Annotated in this window: 20 protein-coding genes; 6 read left to right on the top strand and 14 right to left on the bottom strand. The window is 69.9% G+C overall.

Annotated features, from left to right (window positions below):
* The first annotated feature begins 20 nt into the window (after positions 1-20).
* The 3 genes from OHO83_RS12460 (at position 21) to hydA (ending at position 3,942) form a co-directional block, all read left to right on the top strand.
* On the top strand, positions 21-1,565 hold the full coding sequence (locus tag OHO83_RS12460; RefSeq protein ID WP_330279448.1) for a PucR family transcriptional regulator: 1,545 nt from the start codon (positions 21-23) through the stop codon (positions 1,563-1,565).
* Between the two features lie 102 nt (positions 1,566-1,667).
* Complete coding sequence (locus OHO83_RS12455) at positions 1,668-2,510, top strand: nitrilase-related carbon-nitrogen hydrolase (RefSeq protein ID WP_266675280.1); 843 nt, start codon at positions 1,668-1,670, stop codon at positions 2,508-2,510.
* A gap of 25 nt (positions 2,511-2,535) precedes the next feature.
* Positions 2,536-3,942: a dihydropyrimidinase gene (gene hydA / locus OHO83_RS12450; RefSeq protein ID WP_329433490.1), complete on the top strand. Its 1,407-nt coding sequence runs from the start codon at positions 2,536-2,538 to the stop codon at positions 3,940-3,942.
* A gap of 36 nt (positions 3,943-3,978) precedes the next feature.
* On the opposite strand, the gene OHO83_RS12445 is transcribed toward hydA, so the two are convergent.
* Positions 3,979-4,446, bottom strand: a complete 468-nt coding sequence (locus tag OHO83_RS12445; protein ID WP_266675282.1) for a hypothetical protein — start codon at positions 4,444-4,446, stop codon at positions 3,979-3,981.
* 123 nt (positions 4,447-4,569) lie between these two features.
* On the opposite strand from OHO83_RS12445, the gene OHO83_RS12440 reads away from it, so the two are divergent.
* On the top strand, positions 4,570-6,018 hold the full coding sequence (locus tag OHO83_RS12440; RefSeq protein WP_330279447.1) for an alpha/beta fold hydrolase: 1,449 nt from the start codon (positions 4,570-4,572) through the stop codon (positions 6,016-6,018).
* Positions 6,019-6,101: 83 nt separating this feature from the next.
* Here OHO83_RS12440 and OHO83_RS12435 read toward each other — a convergent pair whose 3' ends face one another.
* The 11 genes from OHO83_RS12435 to rfbB all read right to left on the bottom strand — a co-directional run bounded on the left by OHO83_RS12435 (position 6,102) and on the right by rfbB (position 17,205).
* A complete protein-coding gene (locus tag OHO83_RS12435; protein ID WP_329433486.1) occupies positions 6,102-7,223 on the bottom strand; it encodes a winged helix DNA-binding domain-containing protein in 1,122 nt (373 codons plus the stop codon).
* Between the two features lie 8 nt (positions 7,224-7,231).
* Positions 7,232-8,353, bottom strand: coding sequence for an epoxide hydrolase family protein (locus OHO83_RS12430; protein WP_329433485.1), 1,122 nt, complete (start codon positions 8,351-8,353; stop codon positions 7,232-7,234).
* A gap of 176 nt (positions 8,354-8,529) precedes the next feature.
* Positions 8,530-9,642 (bottom strand): DegT/DnrJ/EryC1/StrS family aminotransferase, encoded by a 1,113-nt coding sequence (locus OHO83_RS12425; protein WP_266675286.1) that lies wholly within the window; start codon positions 9,640-9,642, stop codon positions 8,530-8,532.
* A 9-nt stretch (positions 9,643-9,651) separates the two neighbouring features.
* The gene (locus OHO83_RS12420; RefSeq protein WP_266675287.1) at positions 9,652-10,107 is read right to left on the bottom strand and encodes a hypothetical protein; all 456 of its coding nucleotides are present in this window, start codon (positions 10,105-10,107) and stop codon (positions 9,652-9,654) included.
* Positions 10,108-10,136: 29 nt separating this feature from the next.
* The gene (locus OHO83_RS12415; protein ID WP_266675288.1) at positions 10,137-10,589 is read right to left on the bottom strand and encodes a nuclear transport factor 2 family protein; all 453 of its coding nucleotides are present in this window, start codon (positions 10,587-10,589) and stop codon (positions 10,137-10,139) included.
* A gap of 72 nt (positions 10,590-10,661) precedes the next feature.
* Positions 10,662-11,837, bottom strand: coding sequence for a macrolide family glycosyltransferase (locus tag OHO83_RS12410; protein WP_330279446.1), 1,176 nt, complete (start codon positions 11,835-11,837; stop codon positions 10,662-10,664).
* 50 nt (positions 11,838-11,887) lie between these two features.
* Positions 11,888-12,490, bottom strand: a complete 603-nt coding sequence (locus OHO83_RS12405; protein ID WP_266675290.1) for a dTDP-4-dehydrorhamnose 3,5-epimerase family protein — start codon at positions 12,488-12,490, stop codon at positions 11,888-11,890.
* Between the two features lie 12 nt (positions 12,491-12,502).
* A complete protein-coding gene (gene rfbA / locus OHO83_RS12400) occupies positions 12,503-13,417 on the bottom strand; it encodes a glucose-1-phosphate thymidylyltransferase RfbA (protein WP_266675291.1) in 915 nt (304 codons plus the stop codon).
* A gap of 166 nt (positions 13,418-13,583) precedes the next feature.
* The gene (locus OHO83_RS12395) at positions 13,584-15,020 is read right to left on the bottom strand and encodes an MFS transporter (RefSeq protein WP_266675292.1); all 1,437 of its coding nucleotides are present in this window, start codon (positions 15,018-15,020) and stop codon (positions 13,584-13,586) included.
* Positions 15,021-15,102: 82 nt separating this feature from the next.
* Positions 15,103-16,128 carry an MDR family NADP-dependent oxidoreductase gene (locus tag OHO83_RS12390; protein ID WP_266675293.1) on the bottom strand — a complete coding sequence of 342 codons (1,026 nt, stop codon included), beginning with the start codon at positions 16,126-16,128 and terminating at the stop codon, positions 15,103-15,105.
* A gap of 108 nt (positions 16,129-16,236) precedes the next feature.
* Positions 16,237-17,205: a dTDP-glucose 4,6-dehydratase gene (gene rfbB, locus OHO83_RS12385; protein WP_266675294.1), complete on the bottom strand. Its 969-nt coding sequence runs from the start codon at positions 17,203-17,205 to the stop codon at positions 16,237-16,239.
* 449 nt (positions 17,206-17,654) lie between these two features.
* On the opposite strand from rfbB, the gene OHO83_RS12380 reads away from it, so the two are divergent.
* A complete protein-coding gene (locus tag OHO83_RS12380) occupies positions 17,655-18,674 on the top strand; it encodes a TIGR03842 family LLM class F420-dependent oxidoreductase (protein ID WP_266675295.1) in 1,020 nt (339 codons plus the stop codon).
* Between the two features lie 157 nt (positions 18,675-18,831).
* Entirely contained in the window at positions 18,832-20,352 is a 1,521-nt protein-coding gene (locus OHO83_RS12375) for an NCS1 family nucleobase:cation symporter-1 (RefSeq protein ID WP_227298156.1), read from the top strand.
* Positions 20,353-20,368: 16 nt separating this feature from the next.
* Here OHO83_RS12375 and OHO83_RS12370 read toward each other — a convergent pair whose 3' ends face one another.
* Together OHO83_RS12370 and OHO83_RS12365 are read right to left on the bottom strand one after the other, a co-directional pair.
* On the bottom strand, positions 20,369-21,022 hold the full coding sequence (locus OHO83_RS12370) for a hypothetical protein (protein ID WP_330279445.1): 654 nt from the start codon (positions 21,020-21,022) through the stop codon (positions 20,369-20,371).
* 155 nt (positions 21,023-21,177) lie between these two features.
* Positions 21,178-22,182: a carboxymuconolactone decarboxylase family protein gene (locus tag OHO83_RS12365; protein ID WP_266675297.1), complete on the bottom strand. Its 1,005-nt coding sequence runs from the start codon at positions 22,180-22,182 to the stop codon at positions 21,178-21,180.
* Between the last annotated feature and the right edge of the window lie 149 nt (positions 22,183-22,331).

Here is a 22,331-nt window from a genome sequence, read left to right as displayed (position 1 = left end):
GTGCCAAGGAAGGGGGCCCCATGACCGTCACCGCCGCCGAACACGCCCTGTCCGTACGGCAGATACTCGCCCTGGAGCGGATCGCGGCGGGGGACCCCGAGGTGGTCGCGGGGGCCGGTCACCTCGACCGGCCCGTGCGCTGGGTGCACGTCGCCGAGGCCGCCGACGTCGGGGTGATGCTCAGCGGCGGCGAGATGGTCCTCACCACCGGCGTCCTCCTGGCCGGGAACGCCCACGCCAGGACCGAGTACATCGAGTCCCTGCACCGCGCGGAGGCGGCGGCCGTCGTCCTCGGGCTCGGCCGTGCCTTCCCGTCACCGCCCGAGGACATGCGGCGCGCGGCCGAGCGGTACGGGCTGCCGATGGTCGTCCTGCACCGCCCGTTCCCCTTCGCCGAACTCACGGAGGAGGTCCAGTCGAGGCTCGTGAGGCGGAAGTTCGCCGCCGTCAGCCTCTCCGAGGGGATCCGCACCGCGCTGACCGGACTCATCACGGCGGGCGCCCCGCTCCAGCGGCTCCTCGACGAGATCGCCGCGCACAGCGGCTGCCCGGTCGTCGTCGCCAACCTCGCCCACCGTGTCCTCGCCACCGCCGGTGAGCGGTCCGCCGTGGACGACGTGCTGCGCGACTGGGAACGCATCGCGCGCCGGGCGGGCTGCGCCGACGGCGCCGACTGGTACCGCGCCGCCCTCGACGGGCGCGGCGAGCGCTGGGGCAGCGTCGTGCTGTGCGGCTACCGGGGCGACGGCCCCACCGGACGGCTCCTCGCCGAACGTGCAGCCGAGGCCCTCGTCCTGCACCGCATGCTCGGGGGCGCCGCCCACACCTGGGAGCAGCAGTCCGCGCAGGGCATCCTCACCGAGCTCGTCTCCGGCGTCGTACCGGCCCGCCAGCTCCTGCCCCGGGCCAGGGTCGCCGGTCTCCCCGTCAACCGCCGCACCTTCGTCCCGCTCGTCGTCCGCGACGGCGACCCGGCCGAACTCGGCCGCGTACTACGCCTGTTGGGGCTCTGCGGGCTTGCTGCCGAGCTCGCGGACGGCGCCACCGCCGTCCTGCTCAGCCTCGCCCGCGACCAGGCCGCCGGACCGCTCACCGAGCACTTCGCGGCCCGCCTGGGCACCGGGGCGGGGGAGCAGGCCGTCGTGGCGGCCGCCGAGCCGTGCACCGCCTGGGACGACGTGGCCGCCGGGCTGCGCGAGGCGCTGCACGTCGCGCAGGCCGCGGCCGGCACCCCGGACGTCCCGCCCGTCGTGCGCCTGCGTGACGTACGCCTGCGGGGCCTGGTACGGCTCCTGCGCGACGACCCGCACGTGCAGGCCTTCGCCGAACGCGAGCTGGACGGGCTCCTGTACGCCGACGACCCGGGCCTGCTGCCCGTGCTGCGGACCTATCTCGCGACCGGGCGCAACAAGTCGCGCACGGCGCAGCTCCACCACATGAGCCGCCCCGCCCTCTACCGCAGGCTGGAGGCCATTGAGTCGCTCCTCGGCCTGGACCTCGACGACTTCGAGCAGGCCGCGTCCGTCCACATCGCCCTCCTCGCCCATGACGCGCAGAGAGGGTGACAGCGTGGAACGCCGTACGGCTCCAGACGTGACACGGTGCACCTCCGGTACACGGCGCGGACTTCCTAGGCTCACGGCACACCGAGCGACCGGAGGTCCCCGATGAGCACCGTGATCCGCGCCGCGATCTTCCAGACCGCCTGGACGGGCGACAAAGAGTCCATGATCCAGGTCCATGAGCAGGCCGTCCGCGACGCCGCCGCGCAGGGGGCGAAGGTCCTCTGCTTCCAGGAGCTGTTCTACGGCCCGTACTTCTGCCAGGTGCAGGACGCGAAGTTCTACGAGTACGCCGAGGCGATCCCCGACGGCCCCACCGTCCGCCGCTTCCAGACGCTCGCCGCCGAGCACGGCATCGTCCTCGTGCTGCCGATGTACGAGGAGGAGCAGCCCGGCGTCCTCTACAACACGGCCGCCGTGATCGACGCCGACGGCACCTACCTCGGCAAGTACCGCAAGACCCACATCCCGCAAGTGAAGGGATTCTGGGAGAAGTTCTACTTCCGGCCGGGCAACTCCGGCTGGCCCGTCTTCGACACGGCCGTCGGGAAGATCGGCGTCTACATCTGCTACGACCGGCACTTCCCCGAGGGCTGGCGCGCACTGGGCCTCGAAGGGGCGCAGATCGTGTTCAACCCGTCGGCGACCTCGCGCGGTCTGTCCGGCTACCTGTGGCAGCTGGAACAGCCGGCGTCCGCCGTCGCGAACGAGTACTTCGTCGGCGCGATCAACCGCGTCGGCCAGGAGGAGTACGGCGACAACGACTTCTACGGGACGAGCTACTTCGTCGACCCGGAGGGCCAGTTCGTCGGGGAGGTCGCCGGGGACAAGGAACCCGAACTCGTCGTACGGGACCTCGACATGGCCAAACTGCGCGAGGTCCGCGACCGCTGGCAGTTCTACCGCGACCGCGCGCCGGGCGCGTACACGCCGCTGACCAACCCGTAGGCAGCGTAGACACGGAAGAGGGAGCATGAGCAGCAGCCGTACCGTCATCCGCGGCGGACTCGTCGTCACCGCCGCCGACGAGATCCACGCCGACGTACTCATCGAGGACGGGCGCATCGCCGCCCTCGCCGCGGCCGGCACCGACGCCGCGGAATCCTGGACCGCGGACCGGACGATCGACGCCCGCCAGAAGTACGTCATCCCGGGCGGTGTCGACGCGCACACCCACATGGAGATGCCGTTCGGCGGCACCTTCGCCGCCGACACCTTCGAGACGGGCACCCGGGCGGCGGCCTGGGGCGGCACGACCACCATCGTCGACTTCGCCATCCAGTCCGTCGGGCACACCCTGCGCGAGGGCCTGGACGCCTGGCACGCCAAGGCCGACGGGAACTGCGCGATCGACTACGGCTTCCACATGATCGTCTCCGACGTGCACGACGAGACGCTCAAGGAGATGGACCTGCTCGTCGCCGAGGGGGTCACGTCGTTCAAGCAGTTCATGGCGTACCCCGGCGTCTTCTACTCCGACGACGGGCAGATCCTGCGCGCCATGCAGCGGGCCGGTGAGAACGGCGGCCTCATCATGATGCACGCCGAGAACGGCATCGCGATCGACGTCCTCGTGCAGCAGGCGCTGGAGCGCGGCGAGACCGACCCGCGCTTCCACGGCGAGGTCAGGAAGGCGCTCCTCGAAGCCGAGGCGACGCACCGCGCCATCAAGCTCGCCCAGGTCGCGGGCGCGCCCCTGTACGTGGTGCACGTCTCGGCGCAGGAGGCGCTCGCCGAGATCGCGCGGGCCCGCGACGAGGGCCTGAACGTCTTCGGCGAGACCTGCCCGCAGTACCTCTTCCTGTCCACGGACAACCTCGCCGAGCCGGACTTCGAGGGCGCCAAGTACGTGTGCAGCACGCCCCTGCGGCCCAAGGACCACCAGGCGGCCCTGTGGCGTGGCCTGCGCACGAACGACCTCCAGGTCGTCTCCACCGACCACTGCCCGTTCTGCTTCACCGGGCAGAAGGAGCTGGGCCGCGGCGACTTCTCGAAGATCCCCAACGGCATGCCCGGCGTCGAGAACCGCATGGACCTCCTGCACCAGGCCGTCGTCGACGGACACATCTCGCGCCGCCGCTGGATCGAGATCGCCTGCGCGACCCCGGCCCGCATGTTCGGCCTCTACCCGAAGAAGGGCACCATCGCGCCGGGCGCCGACGCCGACGTCGTCATCTACGACCCGCACGCCGAGCAGGTCGTCTCCGCCGAGACCCATCACATGAACGTCGACTACTCGGCGTACGAGGGCAAGCGGATCACCGGCCGCGTCGAGACGGTGCTCTCCCGCGGTGAACTGGTCATCGATCAGCGGACGTTCACGGGTCGGGCCGGACACGGCGTGTACGTCCCCCGCGGCATCACGCAGTACGTCGGCTAGCGGGCCCGCACCGGCGACGAACGCCAAGGCTCTCGCTCAGGCGGCGCACGGAAGCGCGGAGGAGGAGGTCCTGGTGGCGGTGACGTGGGAGATCACCGACCCTTGCAGGTTGCCGTTGAGGTCGTAGATCAGTGAGGTACCGGAGCTGCTGAAGTCCGTTCCTTCCTGGACGGCGTCCTGGTTGATCTGGATCCAGCCGGTGGCCGTCCCGTTCGCATCGGTCAGTGATTCCTTGATCTTGTAGTTGAACTGCTGGGATCCGCTCCGGGTCCAGGTTCCGCTGCTGGTCGCGGTGCCGGACCCGGAGGTGGTTATCAGGCACGCATGGCCGGATTTGCCGAAGGAGAGCTGGATCGGGTCGCTCGCTCCGGGGCGGGTGACCGTGCCCGACCAGGTTCCGACGGGAGTAAGGGCGCACAGCTGGGACGCCCCGGCGGTGCCGGTCGTTGTCACCACGCCCAGGAGCGCGGCCGCCGTCACGGTGAGGATGAGTCGCGTTTTCATGGCGATGAGAATGGCTGATTGGCCTCTAGCGCTGCTGGAGGATCGTCGTAGCGGGCCGCGGCTCGCCTCACAGCTCCATGCCGGCTCCGGAGTGCCTCTAGCGCCGAGCCGGACCGTGCCCTCATGACATGGGACGAATCCGGGTTGCGCCACTTTCTGACGCAGCAACTGACGTGGAAGCCGGGCGAATTCGACGACAGCCTCGAACTCGCCTTCATCGAAGTGCCGCTCGACTACGCGCACCCTTCCGGTGAGCGCATCGAGCTGGCGCTCAGCCGGATCCGGGCGCTGGATCAGCGCAGGAGGCGTGGTGCGCTGCTGTCCCTCAACGGTGGCCCGGGCGGCGACGGCGGTCTCGGCAGGCTGCTGCCGACGCGTCTGGCCGGCACCGCGCCCCACGAGGTCTACGACCTGATCGGTTTCGACCCTCGTGGAACCGGCGCTTCGACCCGGGTCGAGGGCGAAGCGAGTCCGACGACCGTGCCGTTCGACTCGCGCCCCCCGGACTCCGTGTTCGCCGCCATCTCCGCGGACATGTGGGAACGCGACCAGGGGTGCGTGCGCGCCGGGGGCAACCTGCGCCGTCACACCACCACGGCCAACAGCGCCCGCGACATGAACGTGATCCGCATCCTGCTCGGCGAAGCGCGGATCAGCTTCGTCGGCTGGGCCTACGGCACGCTGCTCGGCGCGCTCTACGGGGCGATGTTCGGAGCGCACCTGGACCGCAGCGTCCTCGACTCCTCGGTCCATCCGGACTGGGACTGGCGGGAGCAGTTCGCCTCCCAGGCGCTCGCGGTGCGCGAGAACGTGGACCTGTGGGCGGAGTGGGTCGGGCAGCGTGACCGGTTCTTCGGTCTCGGCGACGGCGCCGCGCGGGTACTGGAGAGCGTGGAGGAGGCCGCGGCGGCCCTGGCCTCCATCGGCGAGGGCGCGTCCTTGCGTACTGCGTTCGACGGAGTCGTCGGCACCCTGAGCGCGGCTCGCGGTCGCTGGCAAGAACTCGGCGCCCTGATAGGCGAGTTGGGCAAGGCGACCGGCGCCGGCGACGCGGAGCGGGCCCGTGAACTGCTAGCGGGCCAGTCCCGCTGGCGGCCGGGTACCGCGGCGGGCGGACTGCGCGACGCCGTGCTGGAAGCCGTGACGTGCGAGACCGAGTGGCCGGCCGACCTGGAGATCTACTACCGCGACATGCGTGACTTCAGGGACCGTTTCCCCTACGGCTTCGGCGTGATGCGCGCTCAGCCCTGGGTCGCCGCCTTCGGTACGTGCACACCCGTCGAGCGGCGCCCGGCCATCATCCGCGGCGACTACCCGACGGGGCTTGTGGTGCAGGCCGACGGCGACCCGCTGGACCACTGCCCGGGGGCGGTGGCCATGGCCGAGCGACTGGGGCATCCGCTGATCCTGGTCACCGACTCCGGAGCCCACGAGATCTACCGGCTCGGCGGCAACGCGCAGGTGGACGCGCTCGTCGACGCGTACCTGGTAGACGGTGAACTGCCGCCCACGCGTGTGGAGTTGCCGGGAGAGGCCCGGCCGAGCATCCCCGCGGACTCGAGCTTGAGCTGACAACGGCCTGGGCTGACAACGAACCCCCTGGCGGACGGTGTGCGATCGACGATCACCGTCCCCCAGGGGGTTCGTCCGTCGCGTCACGCGTCGGCGATGCGAAGTTCACGCGGTGCGGCGCCGTCCGAGGCGAAGAGCAGCAGACGCTCGCCCTCCTCCGCGAGCTCGGCACGCACCCGCTTGCTCACGGCGGAGAAGAGCTGTACGTCGACGGTGGTCGACGCGCGCGCACGGTCGACCCGCCAGGCGCCGGCGACGAATCCGTCGACGAGGATCGTCCCCGGAATCACGGCGTTCTTCGTCGCGATGGCCTTGCGATGGGCATCGCTGATGATCCGGGTGCGGTCCGCGTGGGAGAGGATCGCGTTGTCGTACGGCGCCAGATAGCGAACCGGTGCGGGCGCGTCGGTGCCCGGCCGCGGGGCGTCCGGCAGATCCAGGAGCTCTCTTCCTTCCTCGTCGCGCAAGGAGACCAGCCGCGGACGCAGGCGGTCGGTCACCGCGCGCAGCCGGGTGAGACCCGACCATGCCTGGATGTCCTTGACGGTGGCGGGCCCGAACGCCGCCAGATAGCGCAGGACCAGGTCGTCGAGGTCGGGCTCCGTGTCCAGCGGGGCGCCGATCCAGTCCTCCGCCAAGGCGTACGTCGGCTGTCCGCCCTGCCCCCAGACTCCGCGGGGCGGGATCTGGACCACCGGCAGCAGACAGCGCACGACGTTGCTGAGCGCGTTGGCGGGGTGGTCCGGCCAGGTCGCACGCAGGGCGGCGGTCAGGTCGCCGACGGTGTGCGGAGCCTCTTCCAGGAGCTCCCGGCCCGCTGCCGCCACCTTGGCGGGATCCAGTCCGTTCAGGTCCTTGGCGAAGGTGCTGATCAGGCTTCGTTCCAGGAACGGCTTCACGCACGGCCGCAGTCTGCGGCAGTCGGAGGACGTGACCAGATGGACGGTGCCGCGCATCAGCGGGACGCGCACGGCCTGCCGCCCGGTGAGGAGTTCGGCCAGTTCCGTGGGACGGAAGTCCTCCAGCCTGGTCCACAGGCCGTAGTACGGGGGGAAGGGCGCCTGCGCCTGCAGGCCCACGAGGTGCTCGAGCGCTGCTTCTGCCGGCATCGGTCGTCGGTTCAGCAGCAACTGGCGTGCCAGAAAGGCGCGGTTGAGAGCCCGCCGGTCGAGCACGTCGGCGGGCTGGGACGCAGTGGTGGCCATCTGACCTCTCAGTTCAGGAGAGCGAAGAACGCTCGCAGTTCATCGGCGAGGACGGAGGGCCTCTCCAGGGCCGGGAAGTGCCCGCCGCTGTCGAGATCCTTCCAGTAACGCAGATCCGTGAAGCGCTGTTCGGCCCACGCGCGCGGCAGCCACGCGTCCTTGGGAAACACGGAGCATCCGACGGGTACGTTCGTGGGATTCATCGGCTCCTTGTTGAAGCTCTCCCAGAACAGCCGTGCCGACGAGGCCCCGGTGCCCGTCAGCCAGTAGACGGTGGCCATGTCGAGCAGCGCGTCCTGGGGCAGCGCCTTCTCCAGGCTGCCGTCGTGGTCGACCCACTCCCAGAACCGGTCCAGGATCCAGGCGAGTTGACCGGTGGGGGAGTCCGCGAGGCCGTATCCGAGCGCTTGCGGGCGCGTGGACTGGATGGCCGCGTAGCCCGAGCGGTTCTGGCCGAAACTCTTCATCCGTGCCATGGCCTGCTGGTCGCGCGCGTCCAGTTCCACCGGGTGATCGGGTGCCTTGGCCAGCGGCATGGTCAGATGGATGCCCAGGAGGTGGTCCGGGTCGGCGGTGCCGAGTTCGGCGCTCACCCACGAACCCCAGTCACCGCCGTGCGCGCCGTATCGCGGGTAGCCGAGCCGGGCCATCAACTGCGCCCAGGCCCTGCTGGTCCTGCCGACCGTCCAGCCCGCGGACGACGGCCTGCCGCTGAATCCGTGTCCCGGCAGCGACGGGCACACCACGTGGAAGGCCTGGGACGGGTCTTCGGGATCGGTGAGCTCGGGAATCAGGTCCAGGAACTCCAGGACCGAGCTGGGCCACCCGTGGGTCAGCAGCAAGGGCGTGGCGCCGGCATGGGGGGAACGCGCGTGCAGGAAGTGCACGTCCAGGCCGTCGATCTCGGTGCGGAACTGGGGGACGGCGTTGAGGCGCTCCTCGGCGGCGCGCCAGTCGTACTCCCGCTCCCACGAAGCGCACAGATTTTTCATGTACGACAGCTTCGGACCCTGCTCCCAGCCGTCGACCGTCTCGGCGTCCGGCCAGCGCGCGGCAGTCAGTCGTCGACGCAGCTCCTGCACCGAGTCGTCGGGGAAGTGCACCCGGAACGGTGTGATCTCTGTGCCCATGCTTGAGGCCTCCTTGTCAGCCCGAGACAGTCGGGTGTCCTGAGGCTAGGGACGGCTGCTACAACCGCGGTCGAGCCGCCGCTGTGCCGGCACCCGCGTCCGGGCCGAGGCGGGACGAGGAGGCGGGGGCGCCGACCGGTGCCCCCGCCTCCTCGTCCCGCGCTGTCCGGCGACGGTCACCAGCCGCCCTTGACGGTCTTCGCGATGTGGGCCCGGTCGTCGTCCGACACCCACCAGCCGACCGGTAGGGCGATGTGCCGCCCGGCCACGCGGTCGAGCCCGGGCAGGACCGCTGTGCAGTCCCGGGTGGCGCCGTAGACGTCGTTGCGCTCGTGGACCTCGCTCGTGGCGATTCCGGCATCCTTCATGCGCAGGACGAACGCGTCGCGGTCGTCCACCTTGAGGGAGTAGTACCAGAACGACGGATTTCGGTCGGAGGCCCGCTCCGTCAGCTCTGCACCGGCCACCCCGGCCAGCTCGCCGTCGTAGAACGCGGCGTTCTCGCGGTGCCGGGCGACGAGGTCGTCGACGGCCTCGAGGTTCGCCAGCCCGATGGCCGCGTTGATGTCGTTCATATTGAACTTGAAGCCGTACTCGGGGATGTCGTTCTTGAACCGGGCCCCGCCGCCGTCGCGGTCGATGCCGTACCAGCGCAGCATCCTGGCGCGGTGCAGCAGTTCGTCGTCGGGCAGCACGATCAGTCCGCCGTCACCGGTCGTGAGGTGCTTGATCGCCTGGAAGCTGTAGACACTGATGTTGCCGTGCCCGCCGAGCGGGACGCCCTGGTACGTGGCGCCCCATGCGTCGGCGCAGTCCTCGATGACCCGGGGCCGGACTCCGTGGACGCGTTCGGCCTGGTCGAGAACGGAGTTCAGGCGGTCGAGGTCGACGGGGTAGCCGCCCCAGTGCACGAGGACGATCGCCCGGGTCGCGGGCGTGATCTTCCGGGCCAGGTCGTCGAGGTCCACGTTCAGGGTCGCCGGGTCGGTGTCCACCCAGCGGATCCGCATCCCGTTCGCCAGGATCGGCCAGTTCGTCGCCGTGCAGGTCAGCGCGGTAGCCAGGACCTCGCCGTCCCGACCGGACTCCGTCGCGACCAGGTGCAGGGCCAGGTGCAGCCCGGACGTGGCGCTGTTGACGGTCAGGATCCGGGGGTTGTCCAGCCGCTCGGCCAGGGCGCGTTCGAACTCGTCGACCTTCGCGCCCTGACCGATGTAGCCGCTGTCCAGAACCTCGCCGACCAGCGCCGACGCCTTCGCGGACATCGCCACCTTGAAGAGAGGGATCATGTGTCGTCCTCAGCAGCGGGGGGCGCCGGCGACGCGGTGGACATCGACGTCGGCGACTTGGGTGAACTGGGGGTTCCCGGCCATGTCGTAGACGTGAGAGACGCCGGTGCTGGTGAAGGCGCTGCTCACCGCCTCGGTGTTCTGGTCGATGTGGATCCAGCCGAGCTGTGTGCCGGTCTCGTCGATCATCGCCTCGGCGATCTTGTAGTTGAAGTCGCCGGCGCCGCCGGTGGACTTCCAACTGCCCCTGCTGACACCGGCGGACGTGATGAGGCACGCCTTGCCGCTCGGTGTGAAAATGAGCTCGATATCACCGGTGGTGCCCCCATGGGTGACCGTACCGGCCCACTTGCCCACCAGTTGGCGGGAGGAGTCGGTGCCCGCGTAGGGCGCCGGGTGCGCGGTGCCTGCCGCCAGGGCGGTCAGGGCACCGACCGACACCATCGTGGCGATGATCCTTTTCATGTCCGACGACCTCTCGGCTCGCGCGGTGCTCACTTGTACTCGCCGTCGGTCTCGACGAAGCGGTTCCGAACGAGCCACGTCCCGTTCGAACGGACGAGCTCGTCGTCGCAGAGGGTGTGGTGGCGGAAGTGCACCTCCCCGCTCAGGAGCGTGCGGTCAGGGGTCACGTAGACCATGACGTAGCTCTGTGCGCGGACGGTGTCGTCGTCGATCTGCTCGACGGTCAGCTGCCCGACCCAGTGCCGCAGGACGAGCCCCTCGTGCAGGCCGCTCTGCCGCTCGATCGCCTTGACGAGTATGTCGCGGCCGACCAGGGGATCGGGCATGTCGGCGGCCTGGAACACGCCGTCCTCCGTGAAGGTGCGCGCCCACTGCTCGCCGTCACCACGGTCGAGAATCTTGAGCTGCAGCGCGTAGAACTGCTGGATCTCCAGGTACAGGTCGCTCGGGACGAGCTTGGTGCTGAGATCGTGCGAATTCATCAGTTTCTCCAGTCGGGTTCGGTGACTGCTCGGCAGCTGCTTCGGTGGTTGATCCGGCGGTTGTTCGGGTGGTTACTCCGACACGGTGTGGAGGTGGCCGAGGATCGTGTCGGCCGCGCGCGGTGCGCCGCCCGCCTCCTTCATGTACTTGCGCATGTCACGCAGGTTCGCCTGCACGGTCTCGTCGGCGGCGACCTCCAGGACGGCCTCCCGCAGGGTCTCGGCGGTCACCTCCTCGGGGGGCAGGACACGGCCGAGGCGCAACTCGCCCGTGCGCGCGGCGATCATCTCCGAGTCGCCGTTGTGCGGTACGGAGACGAGGGGCACCCCCGCGTACAGGGCGTTCATGGTGTTGCCGGCGCCGCCGTGGCATACGAACGCGCCGGCGTGCTCGAGGACCGCCTGCAGCGTCAGCCACGTGTGGATCTCGGCGTTGGGCGGCAGTTCGCCCACCGCCTCCAGGTCCACGCCGGGGCCCGCCGCGATCACCACGTGCCACGGCAGCCCCTCGAAGGCCTTCGCGCACATCGCGAAGAATTCGGGCTGGGTGTTGAAGGTCGTGCCCAGGGAGATCAGCACCACGGGCTTGTCGCTCGACGGCTGCCACGTGCCCTGCAGGTCGCTCTCCCGCAGCGGGATCCCGACGAACGTGTACCGGTCCTCGGGGAAGGAGTCGGCGTCGGACTGGAACTCGCGCGGCATGAAGGAGATGTTGCGGGGCGCGTCCGACATCAGCTCGTCCAGCGTGACGTCCTGCAGCCCGTGTGCGTCGGCGAACGCCCGCAGTTCGCGGGTCAGTTGGCCGAACATCCCCTCGGCGGCGCCCTCCGCCTCGGAGAAGTACTGGTGGGACGCCAGGACCGGATAGAGCTGGATCCCCGGCACGCCGAACTTGCGCGACATCACCCGGCCGAGGAACTGCATGGAGATGTCGTAGACGAGGCAGTCCGGCAGATCGTCACCGAAGTGGGCCTCCAGCGTCGGCGCCGTGGCGGCCGCCTCCCGGACCGCGCCCAACAGGACACGGGCCAGCCAGTCCTCCGCGCCGGTCGGGGCGATCGTGCGCGGGTCGAGCGTCGTGGCGTAGGGAATGACGTCAGCGCCCGTCGAGGCGATCTTCTCGGCGAAGCCGTCGGCGGCCAGGTAGCTGACCTTGTGACCGCGCCTGACCAACTCCTCGACCACGCCCAGCGTCGGCGTGACATGCCCCGCCGCGGGGATGTTCAGGAAGGCGATGTGCTTCTGCATGAGTAGTCCTGCTCCTGGTGTCGTCGACTCGCTCGGGGACGCCGGCCGCGTCATCCCAGCGGCCGGATCGGTGTCTTGACGCGAAGGTCCGCGTACTTCGGGAGCACGCCCAGGGCCTCCGTCTCCGCCAGCGTCGGCGCGGTCCTGTCCTTGTCCGAGAGGACGAGGTCGTCCAGGTCGGGCCATGGCAGGGCGAGCTGCGGGTCCAGCGGATTGATCGAGATCGCCTTCCCGGGGGTGTAGACGTTGTCGCACAGGTACGTGACCACGGCGGTCTCACTGACCGCCGCGAACCCGTGGCCGAGCCCCCCGGGGATGTACACGGCGCGGCGCTGCTCGTCGTCCAGCGGGATCGCGAGGGACGCGCCGTACGTGGGCGAGCCGAGGCGGACGTCGACGACGACGTCGACGATCGAACCGCTGACGCACGTCACGTACTTCGCCTCACCCGGCGGGGACGCCGTGAGATGGATTCCGCGGATCGTGCCGCGTCGCGAGACCGAGCAGTTGACCTGCGCCACGTCCATCGGACGGCCGGTCGCCGCGGACAGCCGGTGGCCGACGAACAGTTCCAGGAACGCGCCGCGCGAGTCGCCGAACACCTGTGGCTCGACGAGGTGGACGCCCTCGATGCCGAGTTCTTCGAAGTTCATCAGGCCTCCTCGTCACCCGTTGGCGCCGGCGCCGACCGGGACCAGCCGCTGGATGTCCTGGGTGGCGGCCTCGGGCAGTCCCATGAGGTACTCCCCGTAGCCGCTGGAAAGGAGCGGCTGCGCGAGCTCCCGGAGCCGGTCGCTGTCGATGAGGCCGTTGCGCCAGGCCGCCTCCTCGACGCAGCCGATCTTCTGTCCCTGTCGCTCCTCGATCACCCGGACGAACTCCGACGCCTGCACCAGCGAGGCGAAGGTCCCGGTGTCGAGCCACGCCGTGCCGCGGTCGAGCACGGTGACGCTGAGCTCACCGCGGCGCAGATACGTCTGGTTCACCTCGGTGACCTCCAGCTCGCCGCGCGCGCTGGGCCGCAGGGACCTGGCGATGTCGACCACGCGGTTGTCGTAGAAGTACAGGCCGGGGACCACGTATCGCGATTTCGGGTGGGCCGGCTTCTCCTCGATGGAGACGACGCGCCCTTCGAGGTCGAAGTCCAGGACACCGAAGTCGCTCGGGTTCGCCACCGGGTAGGCGAAGATGTGACCGCCTTCCGGGTCGGCGTGCGCCTTCAGCTGATCCCCGAGGCCGGCTCCGTGGAAGATGTTGTCGCCGAGGATGAGCGCCACCGGCTCGTCCCCGATGAAGTCCGCGCCGATCAGGAACGCCTGGGCGATGCCCCCGGGCCTGGGCTGCGTCGCGTACTGGATCTGCAGGCCCAGGTGCGAGCCGTCGCCCAGCAGCCGCTCGAAGGAGTCCCGGTCGGACGGCGTGGTGATGACGAGGACGTCCCGCACGCCCGCCAGCACCAGCGTGGACAGCGGGTAGTAGATCATCGGCTTGTCGAACACCGGCATGAGTTGCTTCGACATGGCTTGAGTGATCGGCCACAGGCGGGAGCCGGTTCCGCCGGCCAGAATTATTCCTCGCATGTCTCGGAAGCTAATGACGGCGGCTATAGGGACGATCGAGGCCGGGTGGGCCCAGCAGCCGGGCACCGTCGCAGCTCGTACCGGCTCGCCGAGCGGCAGCAGCACGCGCCACAAGCCCGCCCGGTGCGAACCGGGCGGGCTTGCGCGTGCCTGTGTGCCGTGGGGCCTACTGCGGCTGCGGCCCGCGCGGCACCGCGGCCGCGGCCGCGAGGCTGAGGGCGAGCAGCACAGCGGTCGCCAGGAACGCGACCCCGTAGCCGGACGCGAACGCGTGGGCGTCGGGAGGACCGTCACCGGCGACGTCGGCGGTACGGACCTGAGCCAGCGCGACCATGACCGCGAGGCCGGCCGCGCCGCCCAGCGACTGCGAGGTGTTCAGCACCCCGGACGCCAGGCCCTGCTTGTCCTCTGGCACACCCGCCGTCGCCGCGCCCGCCACCGAGGTCACCACGATCCCGAGGCCCAGGCCGAACAGCAGGCTAGGACCCATGAGGTCGGCGACGTAGGACGCGTGCTCGTTCGCCGCCGACTGCCACACCAGTCCGCCGATCATCGGCAGGAGGCCGCCCAGCATCATCGGCCGGGGACCGGTCCGCGGTCCGACCACCGAGGAGGCGGCGGCACCGATGAACGCGAAGACCGTCAGGGGCAGGAACACCAGTCCCGTACGCATGGCGCTGTAATGGAGCACCGACTGGTACAGCAACGTCAGGAAGTAGAACGTCGTGGGCAGTGCCGCCCCGAACGCCAGCATCGTGACGTTGGCCGCCCACACCGAGCGGTTGCGGAACAGACTCAGCTCCATCAACGGCTGCCTGGCCAGCTTGGCCTGGTCGAGCACGAACACCGCGAGCAGCACCACGCCGATCGTCAGTGACCCGACGATGCGCGTCGACCCCCACCCGTAACGCTGTCCTTCGGCGAGCCCGTAGACGAGCGCGGCGATCCCCAGCGTGACCGACACGGAGCCCAGCACATCGAGCTTCGCCCCCTTGCGGGTGTCACCGCGAGGTGTGGGTGCGACCGACGAGACGGCCATCCCCACGATCAGCAGGCACAGCGGCACGTTGATGAGGAAGACCCAGCGCCACGACATCCACTCGACGATCGCTCCGCCGCTAAGCACGCCGATCGCCCCGCCGCTGCCCGAAGCCGCACCCCACAGGGCGAGCGCCTTGGCCCGCTCCATCGGCTCGGTGAACGTGGAACTCAGCACGGCCAGCGAGGCGGACGCCATGATCGCGCCGCCGAAGCCCTGCCCGGCGCGGCCGAGTACCAGCGTCACCGAATTCGTCGCGACGCCGCCGACGAGGCTGAACGCCGTGAACACGGCGAGGCCGATGAGCAGCAGACGCCGCCCGCCGAACAGGTCCACCATCCGCCCGGCCAGCAGCAGGAAGCCGGCGAACGGAATCAGGTACCCGTCGTACACCCAGGTCAGGCTGCCCGGTGTGAAGTGCAGCGCGTTCTGGATGGAGGGGATGGCGACGTTCACGATCGACGCGTCGAGGATCACGGTCAGCTGCGCGAGGCAGCACACCGCGAGGACCAGTCCGGCCCGGCGCGGCTGCGCCGGGGCGTCCAGTGCAACCTGATCGATCATCGGAGGGGACTCCTCATTCGGACGGATGACTTCGCCGCACCCGGGTCCCGGCGCGCGCGCCGCACCTGTGCTGCGTCAGCCATCACGAGATCTTGACGAGCACGTTGCCCTTGTAGGCGCCGCCGAGCAGTGCGGTGAGCGCCTCGGGCGCGGCGTCGACGCCGCCTTCCACCACGGTGTAGGGCAGGACGATCTTTCCTTCCTGCAGCCACTGGGCGAAGTGCTGGTTCCACGCCTGGATCTGCTCCGGCGTGTGGTACGTCGAGAACGGCTTGATGACGATCTGCCGGATGATCCCGGCCATGATGTCCAGCTTGGGGAACGCGCCTTCGGCGTTGCCGGTCTGCGCGGACACGGCCCCGCCCAGCACGAGCCGGGCTCCCTGCGCCGACGCCTGCACGGCGGCCTCGAACTGCTCCCCGCCGACGAGGTCGAAGAACACGTTGATCCCGTCGGGAGCGAGTTCCCTGAGCTGGTCGACGACGGGCCCGTCCTTGTAGTTGAACGCGGCGTCGTAGCCCAGTTCCTTGGTGAGGTACTCCACCTTCTCGGCGCTGCCGGCCGAGCCGATGACGCGCTTGGCGCCGCGGGCCTTGGCGATCTGGCCGGCGAGCGAGCCGACACCGCCGGCCGCGTTCGACACGAACACGACGTCGTCCTCGCCGACTTCGGCGACGTCGGCCATGCCGTGGTAGGCCGTGATGCCCTGGTTCAGGAAGTACTCCGGGCCGGGGTACCACGACGGGTCGACCTTGAAGTACTGGCCGGCGGGACCGGTGGAGTACTCGGTCCAGCCGTCCATGTGCTGGACGGTGTCGCCCACGGCGAGGTCGGGGCTCTGTGAGGCCACGACGACGCCGACCGCGCCGCCCCACGGCCGCTCGCCGACCTTGTAGGCCGGCATCATGGGCAGCCCGGGGTCCTCGGTCATCAGGTCCCGCATGACGGCGGTCACCTGGAGGTACAGGTTGCGCACCAGCACGTTGCCGGACGTGGGCTCGGCGACATCCACCTCCACGACCTCGAAGTCGTCCTTCGCGGGCTGGTTCACGACATAGCGCGCCAGCCGCACTTCCTTGCCGGTGGCCGGGAGAGTCTGAGCGGTCATTGGTTATCCCCTTTGGTTCATTTCGATATGACCGAGGTCCGAGCGATTCAGTGACTACGTCGCAGCACTCGAAAATCGCCTGAACGATGCTCGAACTTCGCGGGTTTTCTACTGGTTCCACCAGGAAGTGTTTTCCCTGTACCACTCGACGGTGGCCTTGAGGCCCGTGTCGAATGATTGCCGCGGGGTGAAACCCAACTCATTTCGGATCTTGGTCATGTCCAGCGAATACCGCTGGTCGTGGCCGAGCCGGTCAGCGACGCGTTCGACCATGTCCCAACCCGTTCCGCAGCTTTCCAGCAGGCGCGCGGTCAGTTCCTTGTTGGTCAGCTCCGTGCCGCCGCCGACGTTGTAGACATGGCCGGGCCTGCCACCGCGCAGAACCAGTTGAACGGCCAGGCAATGGTCTGCGACGTGCAGCCATTCACGGACGTTGTCGCCCTCCCCGTAGAGCGGAACCCGCCGCCCCTGCAGAAGGTTCGTCACGAACCGCGGAATGACTTTCTCCGGGTTCTGGTGGGGGCCGTAGTTATTCGAGCAGCGAGTGATCACGACATCAAGTCCGTGGGTCCGGTGCGCGGAAAGCACCAACAGGTCGGAGCTCGCCTTGGACGCCGCATAAGGTGAATTCGGCGCCAGCGGCTGCGACTCGGTCCACGACCCCACGGGTATGGAACCGTAGACCTCGTCCGTCGACACATGCAGGAAACGCCCGACTCCGTGCCGCCGGGCCGCGTCCAGCAGGACCTGTGTGCCGAGCACGTTCGTCGTCACGAACGCGCGGGCGTCTTCGATGGACCGGTCGACATGCGACTCGGCGGCGAAGTGAACGATGGCGTCGTGCCCGCGCACGACCTCGTCGACCAGTTCCGCGTCGCAGATGTCACCGCGGACGAACCGGAAACGAGGATTCTCCGCTACCGGCGCGAGGTTCCGCAGGTCGCTGCCGTGGCCGAGTGCGTCGATGACGGTCACCCGGGCGTCATTCAGGTCCGCCCCTGGAAGCTCGCCGGACAGCAGTGCCCTTACGTACTGTGACCCGATGAATCCCGCACCGCCGGTAACAAAGATCCGCATGTGGGTGACAGTAAGGTCCGGGACTCGAAGCTGACTTGAGCCGAAGGGGCCTGCGCGCAAGGTCTACCCCTTCGAGGTCCGTTTCTGCGACACCGATCGTCAGGGCCCTGTGCTTCTCCCTGAATCAGTGGTGGGCGCGCGTAGAGTCCTCTTGCCAAGCCCGAGGAGAACGTCCAGGATTGGGCCCCCTCGGATCGCCTCGGAGGCGTCGCTCCACAGGGTTCGGCACGGTCCGGGACGGAAAGACCCACCGGATCGGGGCTTGGGGGCACGCGGTATGCGCACGTGGCGAGCACTGAGGCACTCCGTCGGCGCGCCGCCCCGCCGAGACCGTGCTCCGGGGGTGAACTCACCTTCTCCGAGCGCGAGTTCACGAGACGCTCCGGGCGCGGCGGGTACACCCCGCACTCCACCTGCCAGTACCTGAACTAGAAAAATTGGCGGATCACATGGACTTCGGACTCGTCCTCCAGACCGACCCCCCGGCCTCCGGCGTCGTCTCTCTCATGCAGCGCGCCGAGCGCGAGGGCTTCACCCACGGGTGGACCTTCGACTCGGCCGTGCTGTGGCAGGAACCCTTCGTCATCTACAGCCGGATTCTGGCCGAGACGTCGCACCTCACCGTCGGCCCGATGGTCACCAACCCGGGCACCCGCACCTGGGAGGTCACCGCCTCCACCTTCGCCACCCTCAACGACATGTACGGCAACCGCACCATCTGCGGCATCGGCCGCGGCGACTCCGCGATGCGCGTCGCCGGACGCAAGCCCAACACGCTCGCCCGGATCAGCGAGGCCATGAAGGTCATCAGGGCGCTCGGCCGCGGCGACGAGGCCGACCTCGGCGGCACGGTGATCCGCTTCCCGTGGGTGCGGGACGGCGCCCAACTGCCCGTCTGGATGGCCGCGTACGGGCCCAAGGCCCTGAAGATGGCCGGCGAGGAGGCCGACGGGTTCATCCTCCAGCTCGCCGACCCGTATCTGACCCAGTACATGATCAAGGCCGTGCGGGACGCGGCCGCCGCAGCGGGCCGCGACCCGTCCGAGGTGAAGATCTGTGTGGCGGCGCCCGCCTACGTCACCGCCGACGACTCGCCCGAGGCCCTCGCCCACGCGCGCGAGGAGTGCCGCTGGTTCGGCGGCATGGTCGGCAACCATGTCGCCGACCTCGTCACCAAGTACGGCGAGCACTCGTCGATGGTCCCCGACGAACTCACCGACTACATCAAGGCCCGACAGGGCTACGACTACGCCCACCACGGCAGGACCGGGAACCCCGACACGGCGTTCGTGCCGGACGAGATCGTCGACCGGTTCTGCATCATCGGCACCGCACAGGACCACGTCGAGAAGCTGCGCGCCCTGCGGGACCTCGGCGTCGACCAGTTCGCGCTCTACGCGATGCACGACGCGAAGGAGGAGGTGATCGACGCGTACGGGGAGCACATCATCGCGGCGGTGAACGCCTGAGGCGATCCCCCGGGCAACGCCCGAGCCCCATCTCGGTACAGCCCGTCACCCCCGTCCTCCCCGCCAGGGTCCCCACCGCCCGCACCCGCACGGCCCGTTCGCACCTCCCCGCTGTCCGAGCCGCGGCTCCTCCGGCTCCCGAACGAATGGCCTGCTCATGACCGACACCGCGCCACCCACGCTGCCCGCGGGCGGCGGCATCGACCTCAGTGCCGACGCCTACCCCTCCGACAGCCGCTACGCCAACGACGACCTGCGCCCCGTCCCCCTCGCCGAACGCCGCTGGACCACCTACAACTTCGTGGCCCTGTGGATCGGCATGGCCCACTGCATCCCGTCCTGGACCCTCGCCTCGGGCCTCGTCGCCCTGGGCATGGACTGGAAGCAGGCCGTCCTCACCATCGCCCTCGCCAACGTCATCGTGCTCCTGCCGATGCTGCTCACCGGGCACGCGGGACCCAAGTACGGCATACCCTTCCCCGTCCTCGCCCGCGCCTCGTTCGGCCTGCGGGGCGCCAATCTGCCCGCGCTGATCCGGGCGGCGGTGGCCTGCTGCTGGTTCGGCATCCAGACCTGGATCGGCGGGCAGGGCGTGTTCGTCCTGCTGGGGAAGGTCTTCGGAGGCTGGGCCGACGTGTCGAAGGTCGGCGGCTACCCGTGGACCCTGTGGCTGTGCTTCGTGCTCTTCTGGGTCCTCGAACTCGCCATCATCTACCGGGGCATGGACACCCTGCGCCGCTTCGAGAACTGGGCGGCGCCGTTCGTCCTCGTCGGCGCGGTCGTCCTGCTCGTGTGGATCGCGAACAAGGCGGGCGGCTTCGGCACGCTCCTCGACGAGCCGTCCCGGGTCGGCTGGGGCGCCGACTTCTGGAAGATCTTCTTCCCCGGCCTCATGGGCATGATCGGCTTCTGGAGCACACTCAGCCTCAACATCCCGGACTTCACGCGCTTCGGCAAAGGACAGCGCGCCCAGGTCTGGGGGCAGACCCTCGGTCTGCCGACGACCATGACGCTGTTCGCCCTGATGTCCGTCCTGGTGACGTCCGGATCCGAGAAGGTCTACGGCGCCGCGATCTGGGACCCGGTCGCGCTCGCCGGCAAGACCGACAACGTCTTCGGGCTGCTGTTCGCGCTCATCACGGTCTTCGTCGCGACCATCTCCGTGAACATCGCGGCGAACGTCGTGTCACCCGCGTACGACCTGGCGAACCTCGCGCCCAAGCTCATCAACTTCCGCACCGGCGCGCTGATCACCGGGGTCATCGGCGTCCTCGTCATGCCGTGGAAGCTGACGTCCACGCCCGAGCTGTACATCTTCACCTGGCTCGGCGTCGTCGGCGGACTGCTCGGCACCGTCGCCGGCATCCTCATCGCCGACTACTGGATCATCCGCCGCACGGTGCTCCACCTCGCCGACCTGTATCTGCCGAACGGCCGGTACTGGTACTCGGGCGGCTGGAACTGGAACGCGGTGATCGCCTTCGCCGTGGGCGGCGTCCTCGCGGTCGGCGGTTCGTACTCGACGGTCGACGCGAAGGGCGCCAAGCAGGGCCCGTTCCCGGTGGACGGCCTGATCCCGTTCCTCAAGCCGCTCGCGGACTACGGCTGGGCGGTCGGGCTCGGGTCCTCGCTGATCCTTTACGTGGCGCTGACCAAGGCGCGCGGGGCCCGGGTCTGACCCCTCCCCGCCCGTCTCAGCCGGACTTCTTACCGGTCAGCGCCGCCACCGCGTCCCCGGCCGCCTTCAGGGCGCCCTTGTAGATGCCGTCCGCCGGGGGCGCGCCGTGGGACTCGAAGTCGCTGCCGTTGTAGGTGACGGTGACCAGGGCGTTGCCGGCCCTGACCGTCACCACGGCCTCCCGGGTGTTCTGCTTGTCGTGCGAGGTGAGGGCGACGGCGATCCTGGCCTCGTCACCGAGGCCGGGCGCCACGTCGCCCTTGCCGCGCGCGGAGAAGGAGGTGTCCGCCGCGGCGGCCGACTCCTTGATCTCGAAGGAGACGTCGAGCCAGCGGTAGTCGTAGTCCTTCAGCGCGCTCCACGAGCAGCCACGGCGCAACGAACGGTCGGCGGCGGCCAGTTCCTTGCCCGCCGGGTCGGCCTTCGGCACCAGGTCCGCGACCGTGTCCGCCGTGACGGCGGAGCACGGCTCGGGCGGCTTGTCGTAGGCGCGGCTCGTCGCGGACCCCGCCGACTGCGCGGCACGCTTCGGCGTGGGCTGCGGGGCAGCGGCGGGCTGTCCGGACGAGTCCGCCATCGGGCCCGAGGTCCAGGCCCAGCCGGCGCACGCGAGCACCACGACCGGCAGGACCCGCACGGTCAGCGCGAGGGGGAGGGGGAGAGAACGCACGGCGTACGCCCCTTGTGCGAGGGGGAGGGGACGCCAGTGTCACACGAGTTGCCCCGTGACAACACCGCCCCCTTGCCCCTCATGCGTCTCACGCGCAGTTCCGTACGCCGGCGCCGCCGCGCCTTCACCCCAAAGGGGTCTTCCGCGTACGCGGGTCAGGGCCGCTCCATGAGGGCGGGCAGGGGCAGGGCGGACTCGATGCGGTCGATCGCGGCGAAGGCGCCGTACGCGATCAGATGGACCAGACAGTGATCGGTGAAGGGCGGCTTGAGCCAGGCCGCCACGTCCTCGTCGGTGATGCGGTACGGGGCGACAGCGGCCAGCACCGCCAGGCGCGCCCCGGGCCGCCGTTCGCGGTCGGGCAGCTCGTCCCACGCGAGCGGCGGATGCGAGCCGTCCCAGGCGGCGACGGCTTCCTCGACCAGCGCGATATCGACGTCGTCGAGCAGTCCCGCGCCCGTGGACGCGGCCTCCAGCAGCGCGGCGTACGCCGGGCCCACAGGCGTGCCGGCCGCCCAGGCGGGGCCGGGGCCCGGATCGTCGAGCAGGGCGAGACTCGCGCCCGGCACATGGTCCCGGCGCACCGTCCGCGCCAGGCTCCGGCCCCCGAGGCTGCGCACCGGGCGCAGGCGCTGGGCGTTGCAGGGCAGCAGGTTCTCGGTGAGCAGGGCGGACACGACGCGGTTGATGAAGTGGAAGGCGAACGCGGTCCCGAGCTGCGCGGGGACTTCGGCACTCGGGAAGGGGAGCGGGGTGAGTCCGGGGGAGCCGGGCGTGCGGGTGGCGCGGCCCCAGTCGAGCACGCGCGCGTGCCGCTCGTCGGACGGGGCCTCGCCGCGCGCCAGGGACTCGGCGAGCGCGTGGTCGCCGGTGGCGTGCAGCAGCATGGTGTGCGCGTCCACGCAGAACGGGCACCGGTTCGCGAGCGACACCCCGGCAGCGACCAGCTCCCTGTCGGTACGGGTCCCCGCGCCCGCGATCAGCGACTCCCGCATCAGCGCCCAGGCGGGGGCCAGGAGTTCGGGGGCCGACGCCAGGACGACGAAGGTGGCGGCGCGCTCGATCCCGAAGTCCTCGCCGAGCTGCCGGTAGACCTCGGCCACGCGACCGGTGGCCGACTGCGGGGGCGGCGGGCTGGTGTAGCGGAACGTCCGTGACATCGGGTCCTCCTGGTGGCTGCGGGCTGCTTTCGGCACACCCCACAGTGGCCGGACGCGGCACCCCCACGCGTCGTACGCCGGAGGTGAGTCGGGGCTGCGCCCCGGAGGCCGAACCGGCCGCCGACTACTGCACAGGGAGTAGTCCAGGG

The sequence above is a fragment of the Streptomyces sp. NBC_00569 genome, assembly GCF_036345255.1.
Lineage (GTDB): Bacteria > Actinomycetota > Actinomycetes > Streptomycetales > Streptomycetaceae > Streptomyces.
This window is presented reverse-complemented; position numbering and strand designations above follow the sequence as displayed.